The organism is Mesorhizobium calcicola (assembly GCF_042682105.1).
Lineage (GTDB): Bacteria > Pseudomonadota > Alphaproteobacteria > Rhizobiales > Rhizobiaceae > Mesorhizobium > Mesorhizobium calcicola.
Window position 1 is genome coordinate 17868 of the sequence record NZ_JBHUGY010000069.1, and the last position, 19333, is coordinate 37200.

14 protein-coding genes and 1 tRNA gene are annotated in these 19333 nt (G+C 61.1%); 4 read left to right on the forward strand and 11 right to left on the reverse strand.

Features of this window, described 5'->3' with window-relative positions; translation table 11 throughout:
- The first annotated feature begins 6 nt into the window (after nt 1–6).
- Nucleotides 7–4128 carry an asparagine synthase (glutamine-hydrolyzing) gene (gene asnB / locus ACFSQT_RS34790; protein ID WP_379026560.1) on the forward strand — a complete coding sequence of 1374 codons (4122 nt, stop codon included), beginning with the start codon at nt 7–9 and terminating at the stop codon, nt 4126–4128.
- 88 nt (nt 4129–4216) lie between these two features.
- Here the strand turns inward: asnB and ACFSQT_RS34795 are convergent, their stop codons facing one another.
- Genes ACFSQT_RS34795 through guaB form a run of 3 tightly spaced genes read right to left on the reverse strand, consistent with a single transcriptional unit; the run spans nt 4217 to nt 6740 of the window.
- Nucleotides 4217–4639, reverse strand: a complete 423-nt coding sequence (locus tag ACFSQT_RS34795; protein WP_379026562.1) for an MAPEG family protein — start codon at nt 4637–4639, stop codon at nt 4217–4219.
- Between the two features lie 24 nt (nt 4640–4663).
- Complete coding sequence (locus tag ACFSQT_RS34800) at nt 4664–5287, reverse strand: hypothetical protein (RefSeq protein ID WP_379026564.1); 624 nt, start codon at nt 5285–5287, stop codon at nt 4664–4666.
- Entirely contained in the window at nt 5238–6740 is a 1503-nt protein-coding gene (guaB, locus tag ACFSQT_RS34805) for an IMP dehydrogenase (protein WP_379026566.1), read from the reverse strand. Before guaB ends, ACFSQT_RS34800 begins: the two co-directional genes overlap by 50 nt.
- Nucleotides 6741–7048: 308 nt before the next feature.
- Here guaB and ACFSQT_RS34810 point away from each other — a divergent pair, with 308 nt between their 5' ends.
- Nucleotides 7049–8470, forward strand: coding sequence for a DHA2 family efflux MFS transporter permease subunit (locus ACFSQT_RS34810; protein WP_379026568.1), 1422 nt, complete (start codon nt 7049–7051; stop codon nt 8468–8470).
- A 21-nt stretch (nt 8471–8491) separates the two neighbouring features.
- Here the strand turns inward: ACFSQT_RS34810 and ACFSQT_RS34815 are convergent, their stop codons facing one another.
- Complete coding sequence (locus ACFSQT_RS34815; RefSeq protein ID WP_379026570.1) at nt 8492–9244, reverse strand: RlmE family RNA methyltransferase; 753 nt, start codon at nt 9242–9244, stop codon at nt 8492–8494.
- A gap of 43 nt (nt 9245–9287) precedes the next feature.
- The gene (locus ACFSQT_RS34820; protein WP_379026572.1) at nt 9288–10637 is read right to left on the reverse strand and encodes a Ppx/GppA phosphatase family protein; all 1350 of its coding nucleotides are present in this window, start codon (nt 10635–10637) and stop codon (nt 9288–9290) included.
- A gap of 379 nt (nt 10638–11016) precedes the next feature.
- Between ACFSQT_RS34820 and ACFSQT_RS34825 the strand changes: the two genes are divergently transcribed.
- A complete protein-coding gene (locus ACFSQT_RS34825) occupies nt 11017–11949 on the forward strand; it encodes a lysylphosphatidylglycerol synthase domain-containing protein (protein WP_379026574.1) in 933 nt (310 codons plus the stop codon).
- Nucleotides 11950–12123: 174 nt separating this feature from the next.
- Nucleotides 12124–12197, forward strand: a tRNA-Gln gene (locus ACFSQT_RS34830).
- Here the strand turns inward: ACFSQT_RS34830 and ACFSQT_RS34835 are convergent.
- From ACFSQT_RS34835 to ACFSQT_RS34860, 6 genes are all read right to left on the reverse strand, one after another.
- On the reverse strand, nt 12165–13763 hold the full coding sequence (locus ACFSQT_RS34835) for a recombinase family protein (RefSeq protein ID WP_379026576.1): 1599 nt from the start codon (nt 13761–13763) through the stop codon (nt 12165–12167). The two genes, ACFSQT_RS34830 and ACFSQT_RS34835, sit on opposite strands and share 33 nt — an antisense overlap.
- 158 nt (nt 13764–13921) lie before the next feature.
- The gene (locus tag ACFSQT_RS34840) at nt 13922–14131 is read right to left on the reverse strand and encodes a hypothetical protein (protein ID WP_379026577.1); all 210 of its coding nucleotides are present in this window, start codon (nt 14129–14131) and stop codon (nt 13922–13924) included.
- Between the two features lie 157 nt (nt 14132–14288).
- Entirely contained in the window at nt 14289–14819 is a 531-nt protein-coding gene (locus tag ACFSQT_RS34845; RefSeq protein WP_379026578.1) for a helix-turn-helix domain-containing protein, read from the reverse strand.
- Nucleotides 14820–14915: 96 nt separating this feature from the next.
- Nucleotides 14916–15560, reverse strand: coding sequence for a hypothetical protein (locus ACFSQT_RS34850; RefSeq protein WP_379026579.1), 645 nt, complete (start codon nt 15558–15560; stop codon nt 14916–14918).
- A 539-nt stretch (nt 15561–16099) separates the two neighbouring features.
- On the reverse strand, nt 16100–18949 hold the full coding sequence (locus ACFSQT_RS34855; RefSeq protein WP_379026580.1) for an addiction module antitoxin: 2850 nt from the start codon (nt 18947–18949) through the stop codon (nt 16100–16102).
- A 13-nt stretch (nt 18950–18962) separates the two neighbouring features.
- Nucleotides 18963–19178 (reverse strand): hypothetical protein, encoded by a 216-nt coding sequence (locus ACFSQT_RS34860; protein WP_379026581.1) that lies wholly within the window; start codon nt 19176–19178, stop codon nt 18963–18965.
- Nucleotides 19179–19333 lie beyond the last annotated feature (155 nt).

Genomic DNA, 19333 nt, shown 5'->3' on the forward strand with positions numbered 1-19333 from the left:
AACACGATGTGCGGCATCGCAGGACTTCTTCTCAACGATCGTTCCGGCGCGGTGGAGCCGGCTGTGCTTGCGGCTATGCTCGACGCGATCGCGCATCGCGGGCCAGACGACAGCGGCATGCATATCGATGGCCCGATCGGCATAGGCAACCGGCGATTGGCGATCATCGACATCGCCGGCGGCCATCAACCCATGGCGAACGAAGACGGCACGGTGCGGGTCGTCTACAACGGCGAGTGTTACAATTTTCAAGACTTGCGGCGTGAACTCACGGCACATGGACATATCTTCCGCAGCGCCAGTGACACCGAGGTCTTGGTGCACGGCTATGAGCAATGGGGCATACGCTCGCTGGCCGAGCGCCTGAACGGCGTGTTCGCATTTTGCATCTGGGACGATGTGCAAAGGGTAGCGCATCTCGTTAGAGACCGCTCGGGTGTCAAGCCGCTCTACTACGTCGAGCGCAACTGTGGTCTCGCGTTTTCCTCTGAGTTGCGGTCACTCGTCAGATCTGGCCTGTGCCTGCCCAAGCTCGACGAGCGTGCGCTGTGGTCCTATCTTCTCTACCAGTTTGCGCCGACCGAGCGGACTTTGCTCGCCGACGTCATGCGGCTGGCGCCCGGACATATTTTGACCTGGCGCGACGGCGGCGCGGTTGAACGGACGCGCTACTGGAGCTTTTCGGATGCGCCTCCGGAGGCGAGCCGCTCCTTCACCGAAGCAACGGAACAGCTGCGCGATTTGCTTGAGGACACGGTGAGGCGACAGATGGTCGCCGATGTGCCTATCGGATGTTTCCTCTCCGGCGGACTGGACTCGACCGTCGTCGCGGCATTGATGTCGAAATTCTCGGATGACGTGCGCACCTTCTCGGTTACATTTCCGACCGCGCCGGAACACGACGAGAGCGCGGCCTCCGCGCTGGTGGCGAAAGCGCTGTCGACGCGGCACACGGTGCTGGCGTTCGATGAGCAGGAGTTCCTGCGGCACGCCGACCAATACTGCGCTGGAATGGATGACCCCATCGGCGACGCAGCTATGTTCCCGACATATGTTCTGTCGAAAGTTGCCGCGCAGCACGTGAAAGTGGTGTTGTCCGGCGAAGGCGCCGACGAGGTTTTTGCGGGCTATCCGTACTATGCACCGTTCGCCGGAGAGCCGCCGCCTCGCGATGAGTTGGATATACGCGCGCAAGCGGACAGCAGTCGACGTATCCGCGAGCGTCTCGGCCATGCGATGCCGTTGCCGAAACCATCCGGGAAAAGCCGCCACAGCGGCTTTCCCCACATGGTGAGTCTCGAATTCGCCTGGAGCATGCTGGACCTGGACCGACGGCCACCGTTTGAGGCGTTCGTCCGCGACGTTGCCGCTTCGGAAGAACGCTGGTTGCCCCACAGCCGGTCGCATACACGCCTGCAGCGGGCGCTCTACTTCGACTCGAACATCTGGCTCACAAACAACCTGATGACCAAGCTGGATCTCGCCACGATGGCTCACAGTCTTGAGGCCAGGGTGCCCATGCTGGATCATAGGCTGATTGAGTTTGCATTCGGGCTTCCGGACGACTTCAAATTTCAAGCAGGGACAGGCAAGCGGATCCTGCGTGAGGCCGTGCGTCCGCTTGTTCCGCGCGAGATACTCGATCGCCGCAAGCAGGGTTTCGGTGTGCCGCTCGACGATTGGTTTCGCAATGCGCTCGCGGCATTCGCTCGCGATCATGTTCTGGGATCGTCGCTCGTCGAAGATGGCATTCTGTCGCGCAGTGCCTTGGAAACCGTCCTTTTCGCACAACAGTCGCTGGGAATGTCGCTCGCGCGGATGATCTGGTCGCTGATCGTGCTGGACGGATGGTGGCGAGGTGTGCGCGCGGACATCGCCTCGTCGCAGCGCATAACGCATCAGGCATCGGCCCGCGTGATGCCCACCGTCGATATTGTGATACCGGTGCACGAAAGCTTTTCGCTCGTGCGTGACTGTATCCGCTCCATCGCCAAGCACACTCATCGCCAATACCGTGTTTTCGTGATTGACGACGGCAGCAGCGAGGCTACCCATCAACGTCTCGCGCAGCTTTTGTCCGGCGACGAGCGATTTGTTCTGTCGCGCAACAAAGGGAACCTCGGCTTCGTCCAGACCTGCAACCGTGGCATAGCGATGTCGAACGCGGATTATGTCGTTCTGCTCAACTCGGACACGATCGTGACGCCCGGGTGGCTGGATGGGCTGGTCGCGTGCGCGCAAAGCGACAGCAGGATCGCGTTCGTCAATCCGCTCACCAACGAATCCGGCAATACTTCCGTGCGGCTCGCACCCGGGCTCAGCGTGTTCACGATGGCGCGCCGGATCGTGGGCATCGCGGAACGCAATTACCCGGACCTCACCACCGGCGTCGGGATGTGCATGCTGTTGCGCCGTTCGGCGCTTGAGCTTGTCGGAGCATTCGACCCTGTCTACCGGGAGTCGTACTGCGAGGAATCCGATCTCTGCATGCGCCTGACGGAGGCCGGCTTCCGTGTCGTTGCCGCAGATGACGTTTACATCTACCACAAGGGGCTCGGCTCTCATGACGAGCAGCAACGCAGTGAGCGCTATACCCGAAATCGCAAGATTTTCGATGCGCGTTGGGAGCCGGCATACCTTCGCGATTGGAGCGTATATATGCGCAACGACCCGTTGCAGCATATCCGCCATCGTCTACTCCAAGGCACGCTCTCGCCAGCGGAGCCGGCGGGTATCACTGACGCTCTTGTGGACCAAGGGCGTCGTACCCTCGGCCTGAGGCACACGATCTCCGCGGCTCAACGCGTGGAGGGCCATTCGCCATTATGGGGCACACTCGGCTCGGCCATGGCCCCGGACAGCGAGGCGGCCCTGCTCGAGCGCAATATTCGCCGCCTCGCGGATCCGCCATTGCGCTTTGAGGGGCGTGCCGTCGCCTATCCAACTCCGGGCTATGTGGCTTCCTTGCCTCCGGCTGAAGCGAACAAGCTCAGGATTACCTTCCTGGTGCCTGAGCTTGGTCGGGCGGGCGGAGTCATTTCGATCGTACAACTCGCACGCGAGATGTTGCTCGATGGACACGACGTCAAGTTTGCAACCACCGCGGCCGAGATCAATCCGGAGTTCTTGAACTTGTGGCTCCAGCCGCTGATCTATCGCGACATCGATCACATGGTCGACGCTTTCCCCGACAGCGACATTGTGATTGCGACTTTCTGGACCACCGCGCATCGCCAATTGCGCGCGCTGCGACAGCGTCATTCCTTCGTTTCGGTCTACTTCATCCAAGACTACGAGGCGTGGTTCTACAAGGATACCGATTACGCGGAACAACGAGATGTCGTGGCGTCATACGCTTGTGCCGACCATCACATCGTGAAGTCCCGCTGGCTCGCCACCATGGTCGGAAGCCATGGGCCCAAATGCACGATCGTGCCACTCGGTCTCGACCTCGGGGTGTTCTATCCACGCGATGTCCGACGTGATGGGCGCCTGCGGGTGGTTGCTGTTGCCGAGCCCGGTCCGCAGAAACAACGCCGGGGTTTTCGCGAGACCATCGAGATCTTCGAACGCGTGCGCGCCGGGCGCCCCGACGTCGAGTTGGTCTTGATCGGGGTTCACCAGTCTCTCATGCCGGACCTTCCTTTTGATTACGTCAACACCGGACCTCTCGACCAGAACCAGATCGCCAAGATCCTCTCGCAGGCCGACATCCTGGTCGATGCCTCGCACTGGCAGGGTTTCGGCCGGCCGGGGCTCGAGGCGATGGCTTGCGGCGTTGTACCGGTGATGACGGACCTGGGTGGCCTTGGCGAATATGCGCGCGATGGAGAAAACTGCCTGCTGGTGCGACCGCGCGATCAGGTCGGCGCTGCCGCAGCGGTGCTCAACCTGCTGAACAATCCTTCGCAACTCGCGCGATTGCGCGCCAATGGGCCGCCGACCGCCGCAAGGTTCTCGCATGAGCTGGAAGCGAAACGTCACATCGCGCTCTACCAAAGTTGGATGCACGAGAAGCGTCAGCGCGGAGACGGCGGCGCGAGCCCCAACCAAGCGCCGCCGTTCCCCATTGCGCAGCCATATCCGCAACAGATGCATGCGCACGGCATCGTCCGCACGCCGGCCTAAAGCGCGGCACGTCGAAACAGATCCATGCGACGCGCTTCAACCCGTTTTCTATGCGTGTCGTTGTCCGACCGCTTTCCAGCGACATGCCTTAGCTGTTCACACCCAGCAGATGCAGCGCGAACCAGATCCAGGCCAGCGCCAGCACAATGGCACCGACGAAGAAAGAGCGGCTGCGCAGCCGCAGATTGTTGCTGGTGAGATGAACCCAGGCGTGGAAATAGCGCGACGCGACAAAAATCCACATTAGCGCCAGGGTCAGGTAGTTGACGCCGTTGGTCACGTGCAGCGTCAGGCACAGCACGTAGAACAGCATCGGCAATTCGAACTGGTTGATGAGATTGCTGGCAACGGTAATGCTGGAGGCCGGCTCGGTCGAGCGCGCCTTGTACTGACCGGCCTTGGCTTCACCTGACCTGACCGCGCCGTATCTGCGGCGACCCAGAACGATGTAGACGATGTAGATCAGCAACACATGCGCCAGAACAGGCCAGAAGATCGTGGTCTGGTTCATGAAGCGCCCCTGCCCGTTTTGGCATCAAGCCTGGTGTTTCAGGCCCGCCAGCCAGAAAGCGGCAATGACGGTCAGCGGAATGGCGAGAAGCGCGAATTTGGTGACGATCAGCGCCGAGGCGAGAGACAGCGAATCCGGATTGGCCGACAGGAAATCGGACAGCAGGCGCGCCACCGCGATGTTCTGGGCATAGTCGGCCAACGTGTAGGGCAGCACTAGAATCAGCGCGAAGATCGACTGCAGTTGCCCCGGCAGCACGCGGAAGGTCTTCAATCGCCGGCCGCTGGACAGGATCAGGCTGACCAGCGTCACCGACAACAGCGCCGGGAACAGCAAGTCGAAGGTCAGATAGTGCCAGACGAGAATGATCTCGCCACCGCGCCGGCCGAGCGCCGTCAGCCAGGCCATGCCTTCGTCCGGTGTGAAACCGAGAAAACGCGTGTCGAGTGACGCCAGGCCGCCGCTCAACTGCCGGAAATAGGAGAATTCCAGCACCGTCATGGCGATGAAAACCGCCCCCGACAGAAAGCAAAGCGCGGCCGCGTGGCGCGACAGCCGCAGGATCGTTGCAGTCAGGCTCCGCCAGAGCCCGTACGGATCAGGCTCCGCCGGGATAGTTCGGGCTTTCGCGGGTAATCGTGACGTCATGGGCGTGGCTTTCACGAAGTCCGGCGTTGGATATGCGTACAAAAGTGGCGCGTTCGCGGAAATCGGCAAGATCGCGACCGCCAACATAACCCATAGCGGCTTTCAGCCCGCCTGCAAGCTGGTGCAGCACGCCAGACACAGGTCCTTTGTAGGGAACCTGCCCCTCGATGCCTTCCGGGACCAGTTTCAGCGTGTCGCGCACCTCGGCCTGGAAGTAGCGATCGGCCGAGCCGCGCGCCATGGCGCCGACCGAGCCCATGCCGCGATAGGCCTTGAAGGAGCGGCCCTGGTGCAGATAGACCTCGCCCGGGCTTTCATCGGTGCCGGCCAGCAGCGAGCCGATCATGGCCGCACTGGCGCCGGCGGCAAGCGCCTTGGCGAGATCGCCGGAATATTTGATGCCGCCATCGGCGATCACCGAGACGCCCGATCTGTGCGCCATCTCGACCGCCGACATGATGGCCGAAAGCTGCGGCACACCGACGCCGGCAACGATGCGGGTGGTGCAGATGGAGCCCGGGCCGATGCCGACCTTGACGGCGTCGGCGCCGGCGTCGATCAGCGCCTGCGTGCCTTCAGCGGTAGCGACGTTACCGGCCAGGATGCGAACCGAATTGGAGAGCTTCTTGGCGCGCGTCACGGCGTCAAGCACGCGCTGCGAGTGACCGTGCGCGGTGTCGATCACCAGAAGGTCGACGCCGGCATCGATGAGGCGTTCGGCGCGCTCGAAGCCGTCATCGCCGACGCTGGTGGCGGCGGCGGCGCGCAAGCGGCCCTGCGCGTCCTTGGTGGCGTGCGGGTTGAGCTGCGACTTCTCGATGTCCTTAACGGTGATCAACCCGACGCAATTGCCTCGGCTGTCGACGACGACCAGTTTTTCGATGCGGTGCTGATGCAGGAGGCGCTTGGCCTCGTCCTGGTCGACATTCTCCTTGACCGTGATCAGGTTCTCACGGGTCATCAGTTCGTAGACCTTCTGCGCCGGATCGGACGCAAAGCGCACGTCGCGGTTGGTCAGGATGCCGACCAGCCGACCGATCTTCTGGCCACCGGTGCCGCCGTTCTCGACCACCGGAATGCCCGAGATCGAATAGGTGCGCATCAGCGAAAGCGCGTCGGCAAGGGTGGCGTCGGGGCCGATGGTGACGGGATTGATCACCATGCCGGATTCGAATTTCTTGACCTGCCGCACCTGCTCGGCCTGCTCGGCGGGCGAAAAATTGCGATGGATGACGCCAATGCCGCCAGCCTGGGCCATGGCAATGGCAAGCCGCGCTTCGGTGACGGTGTCCATCGCCGCCGACAGGATCGGCACATTGAGGTCGATGTCGCCGGCGATGCGGGTGCGGACGTCGGTCTCGCCAGGCATGACCTCGGAATGGCCGGGCTGCAGCAGCACGTCGTCAAAGGTGAGCGCCAGTGCGCCGGTGGACGTTTCGATGATTTTTGCCATGGCCAGTCCTCGGAATACAGAAAAAGCGCTTGACCAGAATGGACAGCGCCGACTCGTCTTCTTCCCTTTCAGGATTGGCGCTGGCTCGTAACACGTCCCGCTGCGGATGAAAAGCCGATGATTTCACGCTCCCGAAAAGGTGACGTCTTTCCGAAAGGGCGCCACCTGTGGTTGCCGGTCGCACAAAAGTGACTGCAATTAATGCGACATCTCGGCGAAGGCATGATAACCGCCGCCCTCAAGGCCCGCACGCAACCGGCGACGCAACTTTCAAGCGGCGACGCAACTTTCAAGTCTGGACGCGTTCCTTGAACCGCACCATCCCGCTCATCCTGGCGGTCGCACTTTTCATGGAAAACATGGATTCGACCGTTATCGCGACATCGCTGCCAGCGATCGCGATCGACATCCACACCAGCCCGATCGCGCTGAAGCTGGCGCTGACTGCCTATCTGGTGTCGCTGGCGATCTTCATTCCGATCAGCGGCTGGATGGCCGATCGCTTCGGCGCCAAGAACGTGTTTCGCGCCGCGATCGCGGTCTTCATCGTCGGCTCGGTCGCCTGCGCTGTTTCAGGCTCGCTGCCGGCTTTCGTGGTGTCGCGCTTCCTGCAAGGCATTGGCGGCGCCATGATGACACCGGTCGGACGACTGGTGCTGGTGCGGGCGACACCGAAAAGCGAACTTGTCGCGGCGATGTCCTGGCTCACCGTTCCGGCGCTGGTCGGGCCATTGGTCGGACCGCCGATCGGCGGCTTCATCACCACCTATTTCACCTGGCACTGGATCTTCCTGATCAATGTGCCGATCGGTCTGATCGGCATCTGGCTGGCGACGCGTTTCCTGCCGGAGACCGAGCCGACGCAGAACCCGCCCCTTGATTTCATCGGCTTCGTGCTGAGCGGGCTGGCGGCATCCGGCGTGGTGTTTGGCCTGTCGGTGGTCAGCCTGCCGTATCTGCCGCCGATCGTCGGCATCATCACGGTGGCGGTCGGCCTGCTCTCGGGAGCGCTCTATTTGCTGCACGCGCGCCGCGCCAAAAATCCGCTGCTGGCGCTCGAATTGTTCCGCAATCAGGTGTTCCGCTCTGCAGTGCTCGGCGGCTCACTGTTCCGCATCGGCATCGGCGCCGTGCCGTTCCTGCTGCCGTTGATGTTCCAGATCGGCTTCGGGCTGACGCCCTTCCAGTCCGGCATGATCACCTTCGTCTCGGCGGTCGGCGCCATCGGCGTGAAATTCATCACCGCGCTGATCTTCCGCGTCGCAGGCTTTCGCCGCGTGCTGGTCGTCGGCGCGCTGGTCGCCGCGGCGTCGATCGCCATCTACGGCCTTTTCACCCCCGACACACCCTATCTGCTGATGCTGGCCATGCTTCTCATCGGCGGCTTCATCCGGTCGATGTTCTTCACCGGCGTCAATGCTCTTGCCTATGCCGAGGTTTCGGCCGAGGACACCAGCAAGGCGACGCCGATTGCCGCCGTTTTCCAGCAGCTGTCGATCGCGCTCGGCGTGGCGGTGGCCGGCGGCGTCCTGGAAGTATCCACGAGCATCAATGACAGGTCGCTGACGCTGGCGGATTTTCACACCGCGTTCTTCGTCGTCGCGGCGATTTCCGCCGCCGCGTCGCTGTCGTTCATGCGACTGGCGCCCGATGCCGGCAACGCCGTCTCCGGTCATGGCCGGCTGAGCACGCCCAAGACGCTGGAAACGGTGAGCCCGCCGGGGAATTGATGCCGGCTCGGGAGGCAGCCGTCAGCCTTCGGACGGCTCCTGCTCGGCGCTTTCACTCTGGGCACTACTCGGCGCCTCTCGCCCTTTGAAGTCCTTGGCCAACAGATAAAGCTCGACCGACTCGTCTCGCGATGCCGGCGGCTTGACGTGGTGGACCGAGCGGAAGTTGCGCTTGAGCATCGAGAGCAGTTCGTTTTCGGCGCCGCCCTGAAAGGTCTTGGCGAGGAAATGCCCGCCCGGCTTCAGCACCGATAGCGCGAAATCGGCCGCCACCTCGCACAGATGCATGGTGCGGATATGGTCGGTTCTCTTGTGGCCGGTGGTGGGTGCCGCCATGTCGGACAGCACGACATCCGGGTCTCCGCCCAGCGCCTCGGCCAGCTTTTGCGGTGCCAGCGGATCGAGGAAATCCATCAACAGCACCGGCGCACCGGGCACCGCATCCATTTCCAGGTAGTCGATGCCGACGACATGAGGGTTGTCGGCCGTCGATTTCGTGCGCGCGGCCGCGACCTGGCACCAGCCGCCGGGGGCGGCACCCAGATCGATCACCTTCATGCCGGGTTTCAGGAGATGGTGCTTGTCGTCAATCTCGATCAGCTTGTAGGCCGCGCGCGAGCGATAACCGTCCGCCTTGGAGCGCTGGACGTAGGGATCGTTGATGTGGCGCTGCAGCCAGCGGCGCGAAGATTCCTTCAGACCGCTCTTCTTCTTGATCCGCGTCTTCAGCACGCGAATGCTGGCCGATCCTGGTTTTTCCGGTTTCTTGGTCATTGCCTGATTTCTTGTTTGAGCATGATCTTTTCCGAAAACCGGATCATCCTCTGCCACGCCCATCGTTGCGCCAGACGCCGTCATCGGCCATCAGCTCGCTCAATATGCCCTCGCGCAGGCCACGGTCGGCGACGCGCAGCCGCTCCGACGGCCACACCGCACGGATCGCTTCAAGGATAGCACAGCCGGCCAGCACCAGATCGGCGCGATCTGCACCGATGCAAGGGTTGGCGCAGCGCTGCTGGAAATCCCAGCCGACCAGTTTTTCGACCATGCGATCGACGCTGTGGCGGTCCATCCACAGCCCGTCGACACGCCGGCGATCATAGCGTTCGAGGTCAAGGTGAACGCCGGCCAGCGTCGTCACCGTGCCCGACGTGCCGAGCAGATGGAAATTCGGGCTGGCCCTGAGATGGCTCAACCGGTCACGGCCGTCGAAGCTGGCCAACCGGCCGGCGACGTCGTCGACCATGGCCGCAAAGATCTCGCGTGTCACTGTGCGGCCGCCGAAACGTTCGGCCAGCGACACGACGCCGACCGGCAGCGACGTCCACGAGACGATATGGTTGGCGAGACGCGGCGAGCGACGGCCGGCGAGATCGATCAGCGCGATTTCGGACGAACCACCGCCAATGTCGAACAGGACGACGCCTTGCGTGTCGCGCTCGACCAGCGAACCGCAGCCGGAAACCGCCAGCCGCGCTTCGGTCTGGCGGTCGATGATCTCGAGCTTCAGGCCGGCCTCGCGCTCGACGCGCTCAAGGAATTCGACGCCGTTTTCAGCCGAGCGGCAGGCCTCGGTGGCGATCAGCCGGGCCTTCCTGATCTTGCGGTTGCGCAATTTATCACCGCATATCTTCAGCGCCTCGACCGCGCGGTCCATCGCCGGCTGGCCGAGCCGGCCATTGGCGGTGAGCCCCTCGCCCAGCCTGACGATGCGCGAAAAGGCGTCGATGACGCGGAACTGGCCATGCCGCGTCGGCACGGCAACCAGCAGCCGGCAATTGTTGGTGCCGAGGTCGAGAGCCGCAAACACCGGAAGCTCCTGCAGCGGCGGTCGACGGGTGCCCTGTTCGTGCCGTGTCGGCGCAGCGGCGGGCAGCACCATCAATTCGGGTAGTTTGGTCGCTTCCGGAGCCGAAATGGCGTTGCCCGGCACAGGCGATCGATTCTCCGTGGGACGCGCTTTGTCGCGCGCAAAAACCTTGCGGCCGCGCCTTCGCTTGCGCCGCTTCTTGGGCTTGCCCTTGTGGGGATGGCTTGCGTCGCCCGCCTGCCCGTTGGCGGAGCGGGACTCCGTCGGGCGGCGTTGCCGCCACGAGCCCGCTGGCCCTGGGGAAGCGCTGGACGCGCCTACCTCCGGCGCCCCGGCACCGGTGTCGCGGTCTTCCACTGTCGTTCCTTCCGGCGCCGCGCGAACCGATGACGGACGCAGCAGGCGCTTTGACGTGTTTTAAGTTGCCGCCAGACTAACAGTGCCGCGCCCGATCACCAAGAGCCGCGCGCCGAATTTTGCCGGCTGGGCGCGCGAACCGCCTTTCCGGCCACGCCGCGTAATGTACCCGCAAGGCTGAATTGGTAGGCGCAACGCCGGCTGGCGCCCCTTCCAGCCGCCCGCGACGTAGACAAATCCTGCCGGCTGCCGCCGCCAGAAACGTTCGCGGTTGAATAGCCGGCTTCAATGAGGCATTTCTGAAATGAGCGGAAGAATCCGGCGCAACCGGCCTCTCGACAGAAAAGGAAGCGGATCCGTAACGCATGGCAGTCAGGCAATGAACTGGAGACGCTACTTCTGGCCGGTCGTCGGCATTGCGGCTGTGATTTTCTCGCTGCTGCTCCTCTGGCACGAACTGCGCGGCATCTCGCTCGACGATGTCTGGGACGGAATATCCGCCATTCCGGCCCGTGGCTGGGTTCTCGCGACACTGTGTTCGGTCATCGCCTATGCCTCGCTCGCCGGCTACGATCACATCGCGCTCTTGCATATCGGCAAGAAGGTGTCCTGGCTGTTCGTCACCCTGTGCTCCTTCACCACCTATGCGCTGTCGCACAACATCGGCGGCTCGGTGCTCTCCGGCGCCGTCATCCGCTACCGCGCCTACGGCACCAGGGGCCTGACCGGCCAGGATGTCGGTATCCTGGTGGCGATCTGCTGGATCACCTTCGTGCTGTCGACGATTCTCGCCTCCGGGCTGGTGCTGGTCTTCGAACCGCAGATACTCGACCGGTTTTCCGGCATCGCCCATCACGGTCTATCGGAGGCGGCGGGCATTGCGATGCTGATCCTCGTCGCCGCCTACATATTCGGCAGCTGGCTGCATCTGCGCCCGCTGAAGATCGCCAGCTTCCAGCTGCACTACCCGGCGCTGCCGATCGTCGCCCGGCAGTTGCTGATCGGCCCGATCGAACTCTTGGCGGCCGCCGCGATCATCTTCTTTGCCCTGCCCGCGGCCCACAATCCCGGCTATTTCGTCGTGCTGGGCGTGTTCCTGGTCTCCTTCTCGATCGCACAAATCTCGCACGCGCCGGGCGGGCTCGGCGTGTTCGAAGTGGTCTTCCTCGCCGGGCTTTCGGACATGGATCCGGTCGGCGTGCTGGCGGCGCTGCTTGTGTTCCGGCTGTTCTACCTGATCATCCCGCTGTTGCTCGGGCTCGGCGTCGTGCTGTTCTTCGAACGCTCGCAGTTCAGCCGCAGCGAGAGCTGACGCGCACGATCGGACTCGAGGTCCGCGAGACGTCTGAAACACGGCATCTCAAACCGACTGACGAAACGTAGCAATTGAACTGCCGAGCAGGCTTGACTATTTTCCACCGGCGGCTACAAGGCAGCGCTCACGCGGCTTGGCCGCTCGGCCCGCACGGTTCATGACCGCGCCTGCTGGGGAATAGGTTAACGGTAGACCCACGGACTCTGACTCCGTTAGTCCTGGTTCGAATCCAGGTTCCCCAGCCAAATTGGATGCTTCGTCAACGACACATCCCCACGAGCTTGTGCAGCTGCCACAGACGCGGCCGTTTCCGCAAGTAAATCAAACGGTTGCCTGAAGACCGCGCGGACCTCGCCGCGATTCCATTCGCAGTTCGACAGCACCAGATTCAAAAGTCGTTTTTTCTCATTTGGGGCCTGACGAGTGAACATTTGACTGGCGTTGCGGGCTAGCTCAAGCAGTTGGATCCCATCGTCCATGTATGATTCCTGCGCCTCGCCATGGCGCTCTATCTCACGCAGCAGGCGCGCTTGTTCGACGCGCCATTGCGCCGACATGCGGTCGTAGAAGGCATTGTCGATGCGACCGTCGAGCTTGTCCAGGTACATGGCGTTGAGGCGGTCTTCGAGACGCTTGTACTGAGTCTGACACCGCTCAATCGCCTGTTCCTGCTCCCGCCGCTCGTCTGCATGGCTCGCCTTTAGCGCGTCGCGTACCCATTCCAGAACCTCCGCATCGAAATAAAGTTGGTCCAGGAGGCCGGCAAAGGTCTTATCCAGCACCTCCTCGCGAACATATTTGCGGCGACAGTCGGCATAGCCGCCCCGGCCTTTGTCGGCGTGTCCCGTGCAGTGGTAGTAGATGTATTTCCCCTTCTTGACCTCCGCCACGACCGCACAGCCGCACTCAGCACAGGTCATGAGACCCGAGAAGGCGAACTCGTAACCATAGGAATGGATAGGGGTCGCGTGCCGGCCAGCCAGGACGCCCTGGACCCGTTCCCAGAGGTCGATCGATACAAGCGGCTCGTGCTTGCCGTGGTGCAGCCTACCATTCCATTGAAACAGGCCCGTATAGAGCCGATTGCGCAAAATCGTGTGCACTGTACTGACCGGTACTGGGTTGCCGCTCTTTGGATGGATGAGGCCGTCGCAATGCGCCGCCTTCGTGAGCGCCTTAAGTGAATACTGGCCGGTCGCGTAGCGCTCGAATAGCTTGGTGATAACCGACGCAACCACCGGGTCCGGCTCGATGACCTTCTTGCCGTCCTTGGCAGTGACATTGAGATAGCCGAGCGGCGCCTTGGACGGCCAGATGCCCTGCTCCGCCTTTTCCATCTGCCCTTTCCGGGCTTCCTCAGAAAGGTTGTCGATGTAGTTTTTGGCCATCAGCACTTTGATGCCATGCATGAACTTTTCCGAGGATCGAGAGTCGCGCGACAGCACCACGCCCTCCTTGGCAAGGTGGATCTCGACATCGAGTTCGTCGAGCGTCACCCAATCCTTGAGGTTGCGGTAGAGGCGATCGGTCTTCTCGACCAAGATGACGCGTACGCCAGGATGCTTGCGCAGATATTTGACCATCTCGCCGAAGTTGGTCCGCCCCGCGTTCTTGGCGGTCTCGACATCAACATATTCCTCGACAATGCCAAACTGCCGCTGAAGAGCATATTCTCTCAGCAGCTTGCATTGCGCGGGGATCGAAAAGCCTTCTTTTTCCTGCTCTTTCGAGGACACGCGCGCATAAAGCAGCGCTTTCACGAAGCTGCCGGGCTTCGCCTTCGGTGCTGCTCGCTTGTCGATCGGCTTCATCTCCGCTCCTTCGCGGTCACGAAACGGCGCATGTGATTAACATGTCGGCGGTCAGGCCTGGCCAAAACGTGTGAACCAGCAGTCGGCGCAGCCGGTTTTCCTCGTGTCATTGAGGGCCCGAGCGCCAATGGACGATACGAGGTGGGGGTCCACTCCGCTCAATCCATCTTGTGCCATTCGGCAAGGATGCGAAAGAACCCGCTAACGTTTTCCACGATCTGGCGCGCTTCTTCCTTGGATAGCGAACGACCGGTGCGTGCCTCGAAGAGTTGAACGGTTCGCTCGAGAAAGGCATTGTCGACAGCGCGCGCCCGAGAAGATGGGCCGGTCTCGATCTGCCGACTGGCATCTCGGCGTGTTACTTTCATCGCACTTGCCCTGCTTCGAACGCGCGACTGCGCGGTCAGAGCAAGGATCGTTGAAATCTGCGTAATCTCGCATGCCCGTTATGTACGCCCCCGTTGCCTTTTCTACTCCGCTTCGCTTCCGGTAGTCATTCCGGGGCTCTGGAACTCCCGGCGCCTGTCAATATGAGGAGCGTGGCTCGACCGACATGGGTTCGGCGGGCGTTCCGCTCTCCTGCTTTGGCTCGACGACCGCCAGTTCATCCCCCAATGCAGCGATTAAGGCCGACACTCGGCCGCGCACCCGTGGATTAAGTTGCACCAGCCCTTCAATCAGGCGTCGGCCTTCCGCGCTGGCAATAAAATCGATGCGCTCGTCTACCGGTAGCGTGGGAACGTCACGGTCAGTCTCATTGCCCGGCAGGCCTCCGAAAAAACGGCTGACCGGGACGGCCAGTGAACTAGCGATCTCGTAGAGCATGGAGGCACTAACGCGGTTTTTCGCGTTCTCGTATTTCTGAAGCTGCTGGAAGCTGATGCCTATGGATCGGGCAAGCTGGGCTTGCGATACGTCCGACAGGACACGAACGATAGCGATCTGCCTGCCGACGTGCTGATCTGCGGGATGCGGGCTACACTCGGTTTCAGTCTTTGGCCCTGCCTGGATGACGTGGGGGCGTCCTGGCTCCGCAAATGCCTTTCGGAACTGCATCCTTCACTCCATGGATAGAGAGTTTGATTCGGTAAGCCCCGCGAAAATCACCAAACCGCCGAATGATCGCGATTTCGGAACCTTAGTGCCGAGATTTCAGCTCGTGATTTTCTGCTCCCTGATCCGAGCTATATCGTCTAAAGCCGAGCGGATCTGTGGCCACGGGGATTCACCGTCGTGTAGCGAATACTCCCCTTCCCGAAGCACTGCATCTAGCTTAGCGGCTATACCAGCCAGTGACGTAGCAGGAACCTGGGATAAGACTTCGAGCAATGCCTGCGCGCGCTCGGCAGCTTCGCACTCCGCAAGTAACGATGTCGAATAACCAATCTCCCTACCGGCGGCATCCCAGCGCGCCTGATGGGCTACGATTTCGGCTTCAGCCTGAGTGCGGGCTACTGTGGTCGCCGGACGAACACCGAGCAATTCTTGGAGGGCTTCGAGAGAGTGAACGGTCACGTTCCCGCCGTCGGACAACTTCACTGTCGTGCAAGGGAAACCAACGGTCTCGATAAGTACCCTCTCCAACCGCTGCTGCTGATTGCAAAGCCGTTCAGTCTCCTCCCAAGCCGCCTGCCATCGTTTCCACACCGCCACCGCAGGATCAATGGCGTCATCACCCTCCAACTCGCTGCGAGCAAACGATTTAGCCTGTGTCGCCGCCATTGCGATTGCCGTTCCCGCAAGCACCTTCCTGCGCGTGACGAAAGGCAAAGTCGTGCTATTGTCGGAATCAGCCATGATCCGAGTTCTCAACTGCTCTTGGGTTACGGTCAGGCTGTAAAGGCAGGTTGCTCTTCCCTCAGCAACCGCCCCGCCAGCCACCATTATCGTATCAGGGGTACGATAAATCCATTAAGCGCCCGGATCAACAAGAATCGTATCAATGTTACGAAATGAACATAATCCAGTGTAGAATGGCGCGCGTAGCGCTGGGTTGGGGAACAAGAGACCTGGCTCGCAAGGCAGGGGTCTCACCTGATACCGTCGCCCGTTTTGAGCGAGGCGAAGACCTAAAAGACTCAACCCTTGCGACGATCAGGGCCACATTCGAAGCAGAGGGGATCGAATTCATGCCAGACGCCGGAAATGGCCCAGGCGTACGGTATTTGCCTCGTAAACACGGCAAATGACGCCGAGAGGTTTTCAATTCGCTTGGTTCGGTGACCTTGCCAACATTACGGGACGGAGCCCCTTCCGAGTGGGGGAACGCTCGTCAAACCGTTTTGTTTTCGGCCAGCGGCTACAGACCCCACCTGCTAAGAATAAGTGGAAGACCTTCAGTGACGAAGGCGGCGGCGAATGCCCGCTTCTGTGTCCTGCTGATCGGCCTCCCGCTCATAGGTCTTAACCATCGACATCAACAGCGAGGAAGATACGAAGGGATGCGTGAACTGCAACGCGTCCGCCCACCTGCGATATTTGTCCGCAAGCTCGCGCTCCTGCCCACCGCCTTCGCCACGCCAGTGGACGCCGCGCGCATTGTAGAGACCGGTGTGCGCCCCGTTTGAAAGAGACTCCGACTGAAGGTCTTCCATTACGTCGCGAACCACTTCGTTCGGCCACACTTCATCCTTTCCCGTTGGTGCGCCTGAGAAAAGTTTGCCAAGGCAGACATCGGCTATATCGGTACGGTCGAGCTCGGCGCACGCTTTGCGCACAGTAGAAACCCATTCACTGAGCTTTTCGCGCTGTTCTTTTTCAGTAGCGTTGCCTTGTCCGGGAATTCGTTCAAGCGCTTCGAGCAGACGATAGCCACGGGTCGCGAGATGCTCGCGACCTTCCCCAGTGCGGTATTCGAGAGGATCTTCACCGCGATCCTTGCGCTTGTATGCCCAGGCGACCGCCTGGACGAATAGGTCAGGATGGTCCTCTACGTAGCGTTCAAGATTCGGTATTTGATGACCGTCGCCGCCACGGAACGTTCGGGCGAGCACATCGATGTAGGCGAACTCCAACCCGGCTTTCTCCTCGATCGAAATATCCGGGTTGCGGTCAAGCAGTTGGAAGGCCCGCTGAATGTCGTAGTCACGCAGTTGGTATTCCCCGGGCCTATCGTTCCCTTCCTGCACCATGCCCGACAGGATTTGGATGAGAAGAGGCGGGCGAATCTCGTCTAGCTTGAAGTGCACGGCCGCAAAGGCAGCGCGGGGTCTCTTGGCTTGGAGAAGACGGCGCACGCTTTCGTTGTTCTCGTCCGGCGCGTCAAATGCGTACTGAGGCACAACATCGCGCCAATAGGTAGCGCGCGCCTCCGTCGACAGCTGATCCACAAGTTCCCAGGTTGTCATCCGGTAGGGAGATAGAAGTAGGAGGCGAAGAGCCTCTTCTTCTGTGAGGATTGGGCGTAAGGTCGTGTACAGGGCCTCACGGCGATCCGTGTCCATGGCCCACATTGCCCCTGCCGCGATACTGTCCCTGCCGGTTTCGCCCGAGGGCGGACGTAGGGACCGCAAAACGAGGTCCTGGAGCTGATCTTCTTTGAGGATGCCGTTCGCCAGATACGCGCCGATCCGACGCTGCGAACTGCCTTTAGTCGCCAGATCAAACACACCATCGAGGCCACGCTCCTGGGCGACTGCCGTCAGTGCTTCGATACGAAGCTTCTCGACGCGTTTCTCTCGCGCCTCAAAGTCGATTTCTTCTTCGGCGAACTCGTCGGCCGACTCGTCGATCCAGTCCTGACGGAAAAGCCATTCGTGCTGATTTACAACATCTGTCGGACGCATCGCGTCGTAGATCGCCTTCGCGGTTTTGGAAAGACTTGCGTGTCCTTTCTCGTCAGCTTTCTTACGGCCGCGCCGCGAGAGCACTGTCACCCGTAATTTTTCGCGAACCTTGGCAATTTCGTCATCGTTGGCGCCGCTCTTGCGCCACTCGTCGATGATATCCCAGACCCGGTCCTGGAAATCAGGTCCAAGCGCATGAAGTCTACCGATTAGATCGCAGAGCATCTCCACCGTGTAGGATGGCCTGCTTAGAGCGAGTTCTACCATTTCAAGCACGAAGGCGTTGATTGGACCCCATGTCTTGAAAGGCTCACCAAAGCCATAGCCATCGGACCGCCATTTGGGCTTATGGCTATAGTCGCCAACCCGGCTACCATAGTCACCAAACTGCTGAAGGGCGATTTGCCAGCCCACCGCAGGATGCTTTTCAAGCAAGAGGCGAATAGCTTTGAGCCGCGCGTCATGATCGGCTGCGGTCTGCGGCATCCACGCGCGGAAGATCGAGCCGAGCGAGTTGATAGGCTTGTTCGCCCAGTTGTCGTTGATTTCGACTTCTGACAGCCGACCCAAAGTCTTCACGACACGTGAGAAGGTTGCAGGGCTCCATGCCAGTCCCTCCAGAGCCCAAAGCAGACCGGTGCGCGGAGTGGACGAGCCGAAGTGACCAGTGTCTGCTGGGCGGAGGAGGCCCAATGTCTCGGGGTGCGCAGCACGCAGATCACGTTCGATGATGTCAAGAAACGCATCCGGCGCCGCCTCGGCATAAAGCGGAAGGTCGCGATCATTGGCTTCGAGCTTGCGTGTGGAGATTGGGTCGAGAAGATCTCGGATCAGCTTAGCGGCAGCGAGATCGCCATCGAACCCTAGGCGCTTGCCAAACAGGTTCTTGCCGTGCACGGCGAGCAAGACGAGCGTCTCGGAGATACCTTCGCGCACTGCGCCCGAAAACTCGCGTTTCCTGCCGTGCATTGATGCTGCCCAGCGGTCTTTTTCTGGAAGGTCAAGTGCAGGATCGTCTTCGCCAAGCACCATGCGCGCAGTGTCAAGAAAGCGATTGAGATCTGCTTTGGTAAACGCACCCGCAATCGCGAAAAGGGAGTCGATCTTAGAGATGACACCGCGATAGCCCCCTATCGACCACACAGGCGCGTCGTTCAGCTGTGCAAACTCCTGGACGCGCTTTTCGAGATGCTCAAAAGGAATGTCGCCTGCAAGCAGTGACAGCGCTGTCTGGTCTGCCTCGTTCTGGGCATCCCATGCGCCAACCAGCACCAGCGGGACGAGGCCTGACGAAGTCTCGTGATCCCTGGCCCACACAGGTGTGCGGATCGCCGGGATTGTCGAAAGCTGACGGCGCAGAACAGTTAGCGAGCGGCCCGATGCCTCGGCGAGTGAGGTCAAGTCATCACGCCCCTTACCCCATCGCCTCGAGGGCCTTGTTGAAGGCATCGTAGCCAAGCGGCTCTAGCACGATGTCAGGTTCAGAGTTGGTGGCGTTGCGCGGATAGACAACAATGGTACGCAACACTGAACTGTAAGGTCCAAACTCGCGTTCGACTTCGCGCGTGTGCGCAAACCGCAATGAAATCGACGGTGCCTTGGGCAAACTTTGGAAGAACCCCAGGTTCATCAAAGACGAGCACACGGTCCCTGTGTAGTTCCAGCTCTGGCTCGGCCAGAACCTGACTGAGGAAAGCGAGCGCTTCTTCGACAGAGTCGGCGACAATCACAAGGGGCTCGGAACGGTCTGCCGCTGCGAATCCTTTAATCCTGTCACCCCAAACC